This is a genomic window from Caulobacter sp. 602-2 (assembly GCF_011043625.1).
Classification (GTDB): domain Bacteria; phylum Pseudomonadota; class Alphaproteobacteria; order Caulobacterales; family Caulobacteraceae; genus Caulobacter.
This window is the reverse complement of record NZ_JAAKGT010000001.1, coordinates 980,266-993,760: the sequence shown is the minus strand read 5'-3', so window position 1 is coordinate 993,760 and position 13,495 is coordinate 980,266. Positions and strand designations below refer to the sequence as shown.

9 protein-coding genes are annotated in these 13,495 nt (G+C 67.6%); 5 read left to right on the top strand and 4 right to left on the bottom strand.

What is annotated here, in order from left to right; genetic code table 11:
• Nucleotides 1–93 precede the first annotated feature (93 nt).
• The gene (locus G5B46_RS04460; protein WP_240903303.1) at nucleotides 94–1,122 is read right to left on the bottom strand and encodes a LacI family DNA-binding transcriptional regulator; all 1,029 of its coding nucleotides are present in this window, start codon (nucleotides 1,120–1,122) and stop codon (nucleotides 94–96) included.
• A gap of 188 nt (nucleotides 1,123–1,310) precedes the next feature.
• Here G5B46_RS04460 and G5B46_RS04455 point away from each other — a divergent pair, with 188 nt between their 5' ends.
• Entirely contained in the window at nucleotides 1,311–2,405 is a 1,095-nt protein-coding gene (locus tag G5B46_RS04455) for a LacI family DNA-binding transcriptional regulator (protein WP_240903302.1), read from the top strand.
• Here the strand turns inward: G5B46_RS04455 and G5B46_RS04450 are convergent.
• From G5B46_RS04450 to G5B46_RS04440, 3 genes are read right to left on the bottom strand one after another with little or no spacing between them, the layout of a single operon-like run.
• Entirely contained in the window at nucleotides 2,402–3,334 is a 933-nt protein-coding gene (locus G5B46_RS04450; protein WP_165256414.1) for an ROK family protein, read from the bottom strand. The genes G5B46_RS04455 and G5B46_RS04450 overlap by 4 nt on opposite strands.
• Entirely contained in the window at nucleotides 3,331–4,527 is a 1,197-nt protein-coding gene (locus tag G5B46_RS04445) for a glycoside hydrolase family 88 protein (RefSeq protein ID WP_165256412.1), read from the bottom strand. The genes G5B46_RS04450 and G5B46_RS04445 overlap by 4 nt, the downstream gene beginning before the upstream one ends.
• Nucleotides 4,528–4,529: 2 nt before the next feature.
• Nucleotides 4,530–5,807, bottom strand: a complete 1,278-nt coding sequence (locus tag G5B46_RS04440; protein ID WP_165256410.1) for an oligosaccharide MFS transporter — start codon at nucleotides 5,805–5,807, stop codon at nucleotides 4,530–4,532.
• Nucleotides 5,808–6,074: 267 nt separating this feature from the next.
• On the opposite strand from G5B46_RS04440, the gene G5B46_RS04435 reads away from it, so the two are divergent.
• From G5B46_RS04435 to G5B46_RS04420, 4 genes are all read left to right on the top strand, one after another.
• Nucleotides 6,075–7,505 carry a glycosyl hydrolase family 28 protein gene (locus G5B46_RS04435; RefSeq protein WP_165256408.1) on the top strand — a complete coding sequence of 477 codons (1,431 nt, stop codon included), beginning with the start codon at nucleotides 6,075–6,077 and terminating at the stop codon, nucleotides 7,503–7,505.
• A gap of 74 nt (nucleotides 7,506–7,579) precedes the next feature.
• Nucleotides 7,580–7,831 (top strand): GntR family transcriptional regulator, encoded by a 252-nt coding sequence (locus tag G5B46_RS04430; protein ID WP_205691446.1) that lies wholly within the window; start codon nucleotides 7,580–7,582, stop codon nucleotides 7,829–7,831.
• Between the two features lie 338 nt (nucleotides 7,832–8,169).
• Nucleotides 8,170–11,055 carry a TonB-dependent receptor plug domain-containing protein gene (locus tag G5B46_RS04425; RefSeq protein ID WP_165256406.1) on the top strand — a complete coding sequence of 962 codons (2,886 nt, stop codon included), beginning with the start codon at nucleotides 8,170–8,172 and terminating at the stop codon, nucleotides 11,053–11,055.
• Nucleotides 11,056–11,142: 87 nt separating this feature from the next.
• Nucleotides 11,143–13,488, top strand: coding sequence for a hypothetical protein (locus G5B46_RS04420; protein ID WP_165256404.1), 2,346 nt, complete (start codon nucleotides 11,143–11,145; stop codon nucleotides 13,486–13,488).
• The last annotated feature ends 7 nt before the right edge of the window (nucleotides 13,489–13,495 follow it).

Sequence of the window (13,495 nt, the reverse complement as noted above, 5' to 3'; positions counted from 1 at the left end):
TAGAGCTCCACGACCAAACCCAGCCATCCGCGTTTCCATCCCAAGTTATGATATCGTTACCAGTAACATGGGGCGACGCTTTGGCAAGGGCGCTCAGGCTGGGGGAGGGGCGGTCGAGGCGCGCTGGATCAGCTGCAGTTCGGCCTGCACATGGCCGCCGCCGCCGCCGTCGCCGCCGGGACGGGCCAGGTCCATGGCCAGCAGCACGGCCGAGGCGGCCATGTCGGCGATCGGCTGGCGGATGGTGGTCAGTTCGGGCCAGACCGTCGTGGCCACCGAGGTGTCGTCGAAGCCGGCGATGCTGAGATCGGTCGGGATCGCCAGGCCAAGGCCGTGGGCGACGGCGCTGATGGCCGCAGCCATGTCGTCGTTGGCCGCGAAGATCGCCGAAGGCCGGCGACGCAGGCCCAGCAGGCGGCGGGCCGCCTCCAGTCCGCCGCGATAGCTGAAGCCGCCGTCCTCGACATAGGCCTCGTTCACGCTCAGGCCCGCGGCCGCCATGGTCTCGCGGAAGCCCTTCTCGCGCAGCTGGGCTGTGGAGTGGGCGGGATCGCCGCGCACGAAGGCGATGTCGACATGGCCCAGGTCCAGCAGGTGCTGGGTCATCATCCGGGCGCCTTCGAAATCGTCGATGAACACCGCCGGAGCGCCTTGCCGGGGACGAGCCGTGGCGAAGCTGACCGCGCCGACGCCGGCCTTCTCCAGCGCTTCCAGGATGGCGGCGTCGTCGCACAGCGGCGGCGGCAGGATGACCGCGCCGACCCCTGCGTCGACCAGCTTCTGCACCGCCTGGGCGGGCGTCGGATGGGCCTGGCTCGGCTCGATCAGCAGTTGGCAGCCGCTGAGGCTGGCCTGGCGGAAGGCGCCCATCAGGTAGTTCGACAGGTTCGACGAGCTGGCGTTCGAGTACAGCATGCCGATCTGCGAGACGCCGGTGCGCGTGGCCCGCGCCAGCGAATTGGGGCGATAGCCCAGGGCCTTGATGGCTTCCTCGACCTTCTCGCGCACGGCGGGGCGAACGTGTGGATAGCCGTTGACCACGCGGGAGGCGGTCATGGACGACACGCCGGCGTGCTGCGCCACGTCATGGATGGTCGGCGCCTGTCGCCTCTGCGTGCTCAAGGAGTCCTCGCCTCAATACGACTCTCTACGGGTCTGTGCGCAGTCTAGCGAAGACAGAGCAGGGAAGTCCAAGCGAGAGCGCGGCGGCGCTCGATATGCGGTTGCAGGCCAAACATCCGTTTTTGTTCTGGCGCGGACGGCGCGCGTCGCTAGGATGCATTGGTATCGTGAACAATGGTGGTGCGTCGTTGAAAAGTCCCCGCAAGGCCAAGGCGGTCCCGCCGTCTTCAGCGCGTGGCTCCTCGCCCGCCGCCGGGCCCAAGGCGATCACCATCCACGACGTGGCGCGCCACGCCGGCGTCGGCTCGATGACCGTGTCGCGGGTGATCCGGGGGGCGGGCAACGTCAGCCCGGCGATGCGCGAGAAGGTCGAGGCCTCGGTTCGCGTGCTGAACTACCAGGTCAACGTCGCCGCCCGCGCCACGCGTTCGCGTTCGGCCGCCGCGCGGGTGGGGATCCTCTACAGCAACCCCAGCGCCTCCTATCTCAGCGAGATCATGGTCGGCGGGCTGGAGCAGAGCTCGCGGCTGGCCAGCCACCTGATCCTGGAGCGCTGCGAGGGCTTGGCCGGGCAAAAGCAAGCGGTCAAGCGCCTGCTGGCGGCCGGCGTCGACGGCGTGATCCTGCCGCCGCCGCTGTGCGACTCCCGCCAGACCATCAACATGCTGCGGGCCGAGGGCGTCACCGTGCTGGCCCTGGCCACCGCCCGGCCGATGATCGACGTCTCCAGCGTGCGCATCGACGACTTCGAAGGCGCGCTGGCCATGACCCGCCACCTGATCGCCCTGGGCCATCGCGACATCGCCTTCATCAAGGGCGATCCCCAGCACACCCCGACCGAGCTGCGCTACGAGGGCTTCCTGGCGGGCATGTCGGAGGCGGGCCTGGCGGTGCGTCCCGAATGGGTGGCCCAGGGCCTGTTCACCTATCGCTCGGGTCTGGCGGCGGCTGAAAAGCTGTTCGAGGCGCGCCTGAGACCCAGCGCCATCTTCGCCAGCAACGACGACATGGCCGCCGCCGCCCTGGCCGTGGCCCATGGCCGGCAGATATCGGTGCCGCGTGACCTGACGATCTGCGGCTTCGACGACACCGCCGTCGCCACCACGGTCTGGCCCGAAGTGACGACGATCCACCAGCCGATCGCCGAGATGGGCCGCGCGGCGGTGCGCCTGATCGTCGACGAGATCCGCGCCCGAAAGACCGGAGGCGACCCGGCCCCCGTCCATCACCTGCTGCCCTTCACCCTGATGGATCGGGACTCGTCCGGCCCCGCGCCGCCTTAAGCGGCTGGCTCGGCCAGAAGCTGACGGGCCTCTTCCAGGCTCCACAGCCGCGCGGCGCCGCGCACGCCCGAGGCGTCGCCCCAGACGGCCGGCTTGATGCGCGTGCTCCAGCGATCGGCGAACACCCGGCGCGAGACCAACTCTGGCAGGCGCTCGCAGACTTCCGGCACGTTCGACAGCCCGCCGCCGACGACGATGGCGTCGGGGTCGAGGATGTTGCACAGCACGGCCACCGAGCGGCCCAGGCGGTCCATCAACTGGTCGAAGGCGGTGGTCGCCGCCGGATCTCCGGCCCGCCAGGCCGAGATGATCTCTTCGCCGCTCAGCGCCTGGCCGGTGGTCGCCTCGAAGTCGCGCCGCAGGCCGGTGCCCGAGACCCACATCTCCAGGCAGCCGTTCTGGCCGCACCAGCAGCGTGGGCCTTCGCGCTCCTCGGCGGTGGGCCAGGGTAGGGGCATGTGGCCCCATTCACCGGCGATGCCGTTCTCGCCCTCGATCAGCTTGCCGTCGATCACCAGGCCGCCGCCGCAGCCCGTGCCCAGGATGATGGCGAACACGACCTTCGCCCCCGCGCCGGCGCCGTCGACGGCTTCCGACAGCGCCAGGCAGTTGGCGTCGTTGGCCAGGCGCACCGGCCGTTTCAGGGCCTCGGACAGGTCCTCGCGAAAGCGCCGGCCGTTCAGGTACAGCGAGTTGGCGTTGCGCATCACGCCGGCGGCCGGCGAGATCGAGCCCGGCGCGCCGACGCCGAGCGTCCCTCGCGCGCCCAGCTTGTGTTCCAGGCCCATCACCAGGTCGCGGACGGCGACCAGCGCCTTGTCATAGTCGCCCGGGTTGGGAACGCGGGCCTTGGCCAGCAGCTTGCCGCTGGCGTCCAGGGCGGCGGCCTCCACCTTGGTGCCGCCGAAATCCACGCCGATCTGAATCACCAGTAGGGCTCCCAAACCCGGGTGAGGCGGACCAGCGCCTCGAGAAAGAAGTAGTCGCCCCAGATGCAGGCCTCATCGACGCCGACGCGGTTGGGCATGTGATAGACGCCGTGGGCCAGGATCCCGGTTCCGGGCTGGCCCAGCGGCAGCAGGTAGCGCTCGCCCAGGGTCTCGATCATCGCCAGGGCGGCGGCCTCGTAGGCTTCGCGGTCGGGGTCGGCCAGCGGAAGCGCGCGGGCCAGTTCCAGCAGGCCGCAGGCGGCGATGGCCGCGGCCGAGCTGTCGCGCTCGGCGTCGGTGAAAACGAGGTCCCAGCAGCAGACGAGATCGTCCGGCAGCCGGTTGAGGAAGTAGTTGGCCAGCCGCGCGGCCAGGTCGATCAGGCCGGGATCGGCCTTGTAGCGATGGACCAATGGAAAGCCCGACACGCCCCAGGCCTGGCCGCGCGCCCAGCAGGAGCTGTCGCTGAAGCCCTGGTGGGTCTTGCCGCCGACGGGCTCGCCGGTCTTCGGGTCCATGTAGAAGGTATGGAAGGTCGAGGCGTCCGGCCGCACGATGTGCTTGGCGGCCTGGGCGATGTGGCTGTCGGCCGCGATCCTGAAGGTCGGGTCGCCCGTCTCCTCGCTGGCCCAGTAGAGCAGGGGCAGATTGAGGTTGCAGTCGATGATCATCCGCCCGGCCTGTTCGGGATCGGAAAGATCGCCCCAGGCCTGGATGATGCCGGCGGCCGGAAGGTAGCGGGTCATCAGCCGGCGGGCGGCGGCCAGGGCCGCGTCGCGCCCGCTCATGCTGCCCGTCAGCTTCCAGGCCGCCACGCACGACAGCGAATAGAGGAAGCCCAGGTCGTGGTGGTCGACATTGATCCCGCGTTCGATCCGGTTGCGGAAGCTTTCGACCTGGCGCTCGGCGGCCCGGCGATAGCGGGTCTCGCCGTTGGCCTCGAAGGCCAGCCACAGCATCCCCGTCCAGAAGCCGTTGGTCCATTCGGTGTTGTCCATCGGCGCATAGACCCCGCCCTCGCTGGAGGGCTTGGGGAAGGCGTCGGTGAAGAGGTCGAGGCTGGCGTCGATGCGGGCCAGGACGGCTGCCAGGATGGTGTCGAGCTTGGTCCTGTCGGGACGCGGGCGCGCCAGGATCTCGGCGGCGCGGATCAGCGGTTCGCGCGGGATCGCGCTGGAAGCGGAATGAGACATCGTCAATTGACCTTGGCCACGTCGGCTCCGCCCAGGTCGGCTTGCGCCAGGGCCGGATCAGGTTCGGCGTCCTTGGCGGGCGGCGCCTCGCGCGGAGTGGGGGAGAGGGCGAACACCGAAGCGACCCAGAAGGCGGCGGCGAACAGAGCGATCAGCAGGTAGGTGCTGGGGAAGCCGATCAGGTCGTAGCTCTTGCCGACGATCGGCGACAGCATGGCCAGGCCCAGCGAATGGCCGAAGCTGACGCCCACCAGATACAGCGTCGAGGCCAGCCGGCTTTCGAAGTGGAAGGCGATGTAGCGGAAGATCGACACCACCAGGATCGGCAGCTCAAGCGAGTGCAGCATCTTCATCGCCGAGATCGGCACGGGGCCGTGCACCAGGCCCGAGCCCGCGATGCGCACGATCATGATCGCAGCGGCCAGCAGCAGACCGTTCTTGGCTCCGATCCTGTTCACCACGAACGGCGCGACGAACAGCATGCCGGCCTCGAGGAAGATCTGGGCCGAGTTCAGGTAGCCGAACATGGCCGCGCCCTGCTTGGGATCGGCGAAGTGCGAGGCGTAGAAGGCCGGGAACTGCTGGTCGTAGACGAGATAGAGGTTCGTCACGCCCAGGATCAGCACCATGAAGCCCCAGAACTTCGGCAGCTTGAAGATGGCCATGGCGTCGGCGGGCTTGAGGGCGTCGGAGCGCTCGCGCTCGTCGGCGCTGGGCTCGATCTTCGCGAAGGCCAGCAGCGGCAGCAGGACGAGGCCCGCGCACGAGGCCAGGGCGAAGTTGTAGAGCGGGTCGAGGTTGAACAGACGGCCCGAGAAGAACGCCGCGGCGGCGAAGCCCAGCGAGCCCCACAGGCGGGCGCGGCTGTACTCGAAGCCGTACTTTCGGCCCACGCGGTCGACGAACGACTCCAGGGCGTAGCTGCCGGCGATGAAGGTGACGCCCAGATAGGCCCCGCCGGCGATCGCGCCTAGCAGCAGGTTGGTCTTCAGGAGCGGGCCGTAGACGAACGCGAAGAAAGCGCCCGACAGCACGACCAGCCCGCTGATCAGCCACAGGATGGTCTTGCGCAGCCCCACCTTGTCGGAAACGAACCCGTACAAGGGCTGGGAGATCATCGCGAAGATGAAGTTGGCGGCGAACACCACGCCGGTCTCGGCGCCGGAAAGGCCCAGGGTCCGCTTCAGCCACAGGGCCAGCAGCGAGATGCTCATGGCCTGGGCGAAGAAGTAGAAGAAGAGGAAGGCGCTCAGCAGCGCGTAGTTCTTCCTGATGGCCATTCGACACCCTCCCGCGCCGGCCGCGCTGCATGGCGCGACTGGTCCGACCCTTCGGTCATAGACTGATCTGATAACGATACCAAGTGCTTTCGGCGTCGTTGTCGCTCGCTGGGCCGGGGGCTTGCGCGAGTGATGTGATATCGATATCAATATTCGTGTTCGGGCGATCCGCAAGGTTTTTCGACGGCTTGCGTCGATCAGGCCGCTCGACGTTGAGAACAATGACGCCGCCAGGCTGGCAGAGCGTCGCTCGGGGAGGAGTGCGCGATGGGGTTCACGGCTCGAAAATCGTCCTGGCTGGCGGGCGCCGCCGCGATCGCGGCGGGTCTGGCGGCGAGCGGCGCTTGCGCCGCCGGCCAAGCCGATGCGTCGGGGTTGCATGTCTATCCGCTGCCGCCGGGCGGCCTGTTCTACAGCATGCACAACGACGCCTTCACGGTCCGGGTGCGCAAGCCGGGCGGTCCCTGGCGCGACCTCTACGAATACACCGCCAAGGTCGATTCCGATGGGCCCAGCGACGTCTCGGTCGTGCAGTTCGACTTCGAGGGGCGAGTGGAGATCGGGGTCCGCAAGAACAACGGCGACTTCAAGCGTGTCGAGGTGAGGCCCGCCAGCAAGGCGATCAGGCACAAGGTCGAGAACGGCGTCGTGCTGTTCACCATCGACCAGCCGCAGAACCTATCGATCGAGTTCGACGGCGATCGCCTGCACAACCTGCACATCTTCGCCGGCGCGCCGATCCCCAGGCCGGTGCCGGGCCCGGACGTCGTCTTCTACGAGGCGGGGCTGCACGCGCCGCCGGGCGGGGTGTTCCCGGTCAAGTCGGGCCAGACGATCTATGTCGCCGGCGGCGCGATCCTGCAGGGCGTGTTCAAGCCCGAGAAGGTCGAGAACGTCCGCATCATCGGCCGGGGGATCATCGACCGGCCCGCCGATCAGCTGGTCGTGCAGGATTCCCGGAACGTCACCGTCGAGGGGCTGACCTTCCTGACCCCCAAGCACGGCACGATCGCCTGCGCCTCGTCGAGCAACGTGACCTTCAAGGACATCAAGACCTTGAGCAACGGTTCGTGGTCGGACGGCGTCAACGTCTTCGCCTGCAGCGACGTGACCGTCGAGCGGGCCTTCATCCGCACCTCCGACGACAGCGTCGCGGTCTACGCCACCCGCAAGTCGGGCGTCGGCGACACCCGGCGGGTGAGGGTGCGCGACTCGATCTTCTGGCCCGACGTGGCGCATGCGGTTTTCATCGGCCTGCACGGCGACACCAAGGCCCGCAATGTGCTGGAGGGCCTGCGCTTCGAGAACATCGACATCCTGGGGCTCGACGAGGACGATCCCGAGTACCAGGGCGCGCTGGCCATCAGCGCCGGCGACGACAACACCGTCCGCGACGTGCTGTTCGACGATATCCGCGTCGAGCAGATCGAGGAGGGCAAGCTCGTCAACGTGCGCACGGTGTTCAACGCCAAGTACGGAACGAGCCCCGGCCTGCTGGTCGACGGCGTGCGTTTCCGCAACATCCGCTTCTCCGGCGACGGCTGGCCCAGCCCGTCGACGATCTCGGGCTACGGCGCCGATCGCCCGGTCCGGAACATCAGCTTCGAGAACGTGACCATCGGCGGAAAGCGGCTGAAGACGGCCGATCCTGCGGTGATCGAGATCGGGCCCAATGTCGAAGGCGTGAGCTTCAGGTAGCGGGGGAGGGCTGGCGAGTGGTTGAACCCTCCGTGTCCGGCGTCTGCTGGGCGCCCCTGAGGCGCACCGGGCGCGTGGCGCTCTATCGGCAACTTGCTGATCGGCTGCGGGCGGCGATCCTCGACGGCGAGCGTCGCCTGCCGACCGAGCGCGAGCTGGCCAGCGGTTTCACCGTGGCTCGTATCACGGTGCGGGCCGCCCTCGATCTGCTGGCGGCGGACGACTTGATCCTGCGTCGACGCCGGCACGGCACCGTGGTTCGCGGCGAGATCGACGACGTGGCGGCGAGAGGCGCGAAGGACATGAGCTCCAGCTCGTCCATGTAATCGAGCGTTCGGATCGTAATGATCCGGCGCACGTGTTGTTGGTATCCGCATGGTTGTGGTCGGTCGACATGCGTCTGATCGAGCGTTTCCTCGCGCCTGTGTAGCAAAATCTATTTCGCTATTCGTCGAAATGGTCGCTCTGGAGTCGAAAAATCGCAGGCGAATGTTCTCGAAAAACATCGTTGCGAATCCCGTTGACAGTTCTTGAAATGCGCTGGTATCGATAACAACAAGCCGATCGGAGCCGTCGTCGCGACGTCTTCGAAAGCGGCGCGCGGTCGGGGTGTCGGCCTCGGCGCAGAGCGACGTCGGACCTAAGGTCCGAAGGGGAGGATAGGATGGCTGATCTCGGCCCTCAGCGCGGTCGTAACCGCGCGCTGCAGGTTTCTCACATGGTCCTGGCGCTGGCCGCCGGCGCGAGCGCGCTGTCGGCGACGGCCGCGCATGCCCAATCGACGGGGCAGTCGGCCGACAAGCCGGTCACGGTCGAGACCACGGCCGTCGACGAAGTGATCGTCACCGGCGTCATGGTCGGCACCGCCGCCAAGAAGGCCAATGTCTCGTTCTCGGTGCTGTCCGAGGACGACATGAGCAAGTTCACGCCGATCAGCGCCGACGACATGCTGCGCGACATGCCTGGCGTGGTGGTCGAGTCCAACGACGGCGTGGCCCGCAACGAGGTCTTCACCCGCGGCATGACCATCGGAACCGGGGCCAACACCTCGGGCTATTTCTGGACCACGATCCTTGAGGACGGCCTGCCGGTCGTGCCGTTCAAGTTCAGCGGCTTCCAGGACGGCTATTTCTATCGCGCCGACATTTCGACCAGCCGGGTCGAGTCCGTGCGCGGCGGCTCGTCGGCCACCGGCGTCACCACCTCGGTGGGCGCGACCTTCAACTACATCACCGGCAAGGTGAAGCCCGGCGCGATGATCCAGACCCGGATCGGCTTCGAGGGCGAGGACCTGCACCTGTCGTGGAAGCAGGTCGACGGCGCCTATGGCTGGGTCAACGAGGCGGGCGACCTGGGCCTGGGCGTCAGCGGCTTCTACCGCCGCTCCAGCGGCCAGGTGGATCCGGGCTTCGACCTGAACCACGGCGGCCAGTTCCGGGTGAACCTCTACAAGGACTACAACACCGACAACGGCGGCGGCTCGTTCAACCTGGTCTACAAGCACCTGGACGACACCAACGCCGAGCTGACCACGTTCCAGCAGCCGACCTACGGCTACCAGAACCCTGAGGAAATCCCGGGCTTCGGTCGCGACGTGAACCTGTTCATGAACGGCGGCAAGCAGACCGTTCCCAACTACTTCAAGCCGGGCAGCCACACCCTCGATCCGTCCGACGGCTATCGCTACAAGCAGGACGCCCTGTCGCTGCGCTGGAACCACGACATCGGCGAGCGCCTGACCTTCACCGGCTCGGCGCGGATCCAGAAGTCGACCTATCGCGGCCAGTCCTACAAGCCCCAGCAGTTGGCCTCGCTGGCCTCGGCGGCGGCGACGCGCGAGCGGTTCGGCCTGAACATCAACAACCTGGACCGCACGCCGGGCTACTACGTCTTCACCAACGCCGCCGGCCAGGAAGTGGCGCGCGTCGCCAACAACGTCGCCGGCTCGCAGCTGGGAACCAACTACCGCACCGGCGTGGCCTGTCCGCGGGTGACGGCGGCGACCTGGCAGAGCACCAGCCTGTGCATCGTCGGCAACACCTTGCCCAACCGCGACATCGACATGCGCGGCGGCGTGGTAACGGGCGTCACGCCCAAGCCCGACGGCAGCTACGACCACACCCTTCCGATCGAAAGCGCCACGCAGGATCTCGTGCTGCTGACGCGCGCCGAGGACAACTACCGTGAATCCGTCGACTACATGGGCAACTTCACGGCCACCTATCGCGGTGAGACGTGGAGCGTGAACGGCGGCCTCTACCTGTCGCGTTCCGAGCAGGTGAACGACAACTGGGCCAATGGGCTGGGCGTGTCGGCCTGGGCCGACGGCCAGGTCCAGAACCTGAACGTCAAGTACGTCACCAATGGCGGCACGAGCTATCAGCTGACCGACGCGGGCGGCTGGGGCTCCTACGGCAGCGGCCTCTTCACCACCGTCTCGCAACGCGCGCGGATCATGGAGCTGTCGCCCTATGCGGGCTTGGCCTGGTCGCCGACCAAGCACTGGGACTTCAACGCCAGCATCAAATACCAGTACTTCCACGCCCGGACCTATTCGGAGACCTGGGACCTGCGCAATCCGGGCGCGGCCTCGCTGACCAACGGCGGCCTCGATGGCGATCCGCTGACCGTCTACGACAACGTCTACATGACCAAGGCGCCGGCCAAGGTGATCGGCGCCGACAAGAAGGTCAGTCTCGTCGATTACAGCGTGGCCCTGGGCTACAACTTCAACGACAAGCACAAGATCTATTATCGCTACACCGACGCCAAGCAGCCGTCGTCGGGCGTGATCAATCGCTACTCGACTGCGGCCACCCTGGTGCGCCCGCTGGGCCCGACGGCCTACATCAAGGGCCACGAGTTCGCCTACACCTTCGGCGATCGCCGCTTCAACGGCCAAGTCACCTACTTCTACCAGAACTTCGCGGTGAACGATTATCCGACCGGCGTCGACAAGGACAACGTCTCGACCTACCTGCTGCCTGACAACTTCAACAAGTACTTCACGCGCGGGATCGAGACCTGGGCCAAGTGGCGGGTCACCAGGAACCTCGAGTGGAACCCGTCGGTGACCTTCCTCAACGGCAAGACCACCGAGGCCTATGTCTGGCTGAACACCGGCGCGAACGGCAACGGCGCGGACGACGACGTGCTGCGCATCGACGCCGGCCTGCTGGCGCGTTCGCCGAAATGGACGCTGAGCAACACGGTGTCCTACCGCTACAAGGATTTCCGTCTCAACGTCCGCCATCGCTGGATGGACGAGCGCAAGCTGAACACCAACTCGCTCGACCACCGGTTCCTGCCGGCGCAGGACAATCTCGACGTCTCGGTGCAGTACAGCGGCCTGAAGAAGACGATGGTCACGCTGGATGTCCGCAATGTGCTCGATAAGGCCTACATCTCGGCCTACGACCCGATGATCAGCACCAATCTTCCCGCCGGCGTGCAGGTCTATGACGTCGTCGAGCAGTTGCCGGAGTCCGGCTACCTAGTGAAGCGCAACGCGCCGCGGTCGGTGTGGCTGACCGTCCGCAAGGAGTTCTAGGCCTCGGCCGGAACCTTGAAGGCCGGCGGACGAGGGCGTTCTTCCTCGCCCGCCGACCCTACCTCAAGCATCATCAACGAGGGGCGCATGACCCGGCATCGGCTGATCCTCGGCGCGAGCGCTCTGCTCGGCCTTTTCGCGACGCAGGCCCAGGCGGCCACGCCGCTGATCGACAAGGTGGTGTTCGGCGACGCCGCGTCCGAGGTCGCTCACGCCGTGAACGCCTCGGCCTCGGAGCAGGTCGTCGGCGGCCTGGGCGTCGCGGCGCGGCGTCTGCCGCCGGCCCAGCCCGGCGCGCGGTTCAGCGGCGACCTGACGTTCCGGCTGACCGTGGATCCGGCCATCCAGAACTATGCCTCGATCCGCCTGTGGGGCGGCGACGTCAACGACGGCAAGCTGACCCTGTTCTGCGACGGCAGGCAGATCGGCTATCGCCATCTGGGCGATATCGAGCTTCTCGACATCGGAACCCAGGCGCCGCCCTTCGCCGGGCGCTTCACCTACCGCACCTTCCCGCTGCCGATCACCCTGACCAAGGGGAAGGCGGCGCTGGACTGCGCCATTCGCGCCAGCGGTCCCTACGCGGTCTACACCCAGCAGTTCGAAAGCTTCCAGAAGCCGATGACCCAGGCCTCGCGGCCGGTCTATGCGCTCTACGTCCATGCCGATCCGTTCCTGGACAGCGGCGATCCGGCCGGGGTCGCGCCGCCGCTGGCGACCGCGCCGTCGGCGGGTCCCGAGGTGCTCGAAGACCTGAAGGCGCGGGTGAACCGCGAGATCGACCGCAAGCTGGCCCAGCCCGGGCCGCTGAACGTGCTGGAGGTGCAGTTCCTGGCTCGCGCCGCGGCCCTGTCGTGGACCAAGGCCCATGCCAATCCGGCCGTGGCCCGCAAGGTCATCGAGAGCGGCGACGCCTTCTACGCCCGTTTCCTGACCGATCCGAAGAGCGTCTATGTCGACGCCAGCCGCACCAATGCCGACTGGGACGCCATGGGCCCGTTCGGCAAGGCGCTGCGCCTGCTGCAGGCCGATGTCGCGCCGTATCTCGACACGCCGGTCGCGGGCGTGGAGGGGACGCCGAAGCGCCGCGAGGCCTATGCCCGGATGCTCGACGCCGGGCTCGGCTACATCCAGACTCACCGGCGGCTCTACACCAACCAGTCGATGATCGTGGATCTGGGGATCTACTGGAGCAACGAGGGCTTGCGATCGCTTGCCAGCCCTCTGGCCCGGCCCGAGCCGGCGATGCGGCGCTTCTTCTACGAGTCCATGGGTCTTTCGCCGTGGACCGGCAGTCTCGACGAGGCCGGAAAGCCGACCTATTCCAGCGCCGCCGCCGACACCGGCAGCTTCCGTTCGGCCGACGACTACAGGCTGTTCACCAAGGCCGGGCTGTCCAAGGAGCTCGGCTTCGTCGGCAGCTACGGCGAGATCCTCGACTGGGCGACCAGCATCTACCAGGCCACGGCCGCGACGCCGGGCGGGCAGGGCGATCCGGTCCTGCGCGACCAGCTCCTGAAGATGGCCAGGGCGCGGATGGCGTTCCGCTATCCGGGGATCGACGCCGAGGGCGCGCGCACCATGCTGCTGGAGGCGCCGATCGGCTGGCGCGACCCGGTCTATCCGGGCGCGACCACCTACGTGCAGAAGTCCGGCTGGGACAACACGCCCTTCAACGTCGCGGTCGCCACGGGCGATCCGCAGCTGATGGCGATCGCCCGCCAGGCCCTCGACGATGGACAGTACTACGCGGTGCTGCGCGATCGGCTGAAGGACAAGAACCAGCGTACGACCATCGGCCTGCTCGACGCCTATGACGAGTGGCTGGCCGTGAAGGCTTGGCCGAAATCGAACGTGAAGCTGCCGATGACGCCCGGCCAGTCCGACTTCGTGTTCGCCGATCCCGAGGACGGGGTGGTGGCGATCAAGAACGGCGACGAGGTGCTCTATGCGTCGCTCTACTGGCGGGCCAACTGCGGGGTGAACCGCCTGGCGCGCTTCCACTACCAGACGCCGTCCGTCGACCGTATCGCCACCATCGCCGCCCGGGTCGACTTCGAGCCCAGCGGCAAGACCTGCGTGCGCCGGGCCACGCCGCACATCTCGGCCGGCTCGATCCCGATCGTCGCCTATCCCGGCGAGGCGTCCGCCGCGCTGGAGGGCGAGGCGCTGCCCGTGGCCAAGGGGCCGCCCGAGGCGCGCTACAAGGATCAGGACAATCCCTTCGCCGGGCGTGGCTACTACTACGAGGCCGCCTACGGCCCGTACCTGATCGCCATGAACGCCAGCGTCGACAAGTCCATGACGCTCGCGCTGCCGAAGGCGGCCGGTGATCGCGTCGATCTGGTCACCAAGCGCAAGCTGGCGTCAGGCGCGGCGAGCCTGACCCTGGCGCCGGGCCAGACGGCGGTGATCTACACGCCGTCTCGGTAGTCGCGGA

Coding starts and splice junctions, on each gene's coding strand:
- G5B46_RS04445 (WP_165256412.1), bottom strand. CDS start 4,527: ATGTCTCATTCCGCTTCCAGCGCGATCCCGCGCGAACCGCTGATCCGC.
- G5B46_RS04440 (WP_165256410.1), bottom strand. CDS start 5,807: ATGGCCATCAGGAAGAACTACGCGCTGCTGAGCGCCTTCCTCTTCTTC.
- G5B46_RS04435 (WP_165256408.1), top strand. CDS start 6,075: ATGGGGTTCACGGCTCGAAAATCGTCCTGGCTGGCGGGCGCCGCCGCG.
- G5B46_RS04425 (WP_165256406.1), top strand. CDS start 8,170: ATGGCTGATCTCGGCCCTCAGCGCGGTCGTAACCGCGCGCTGCAGGTT.
- G5B46_RS04420 (WP_165256404.1), top strand. CDS start 11,143: ATGACCCGGCATCGGCTGATCCTCGGCGCGAGCGCTCTGCTCGGCCTT.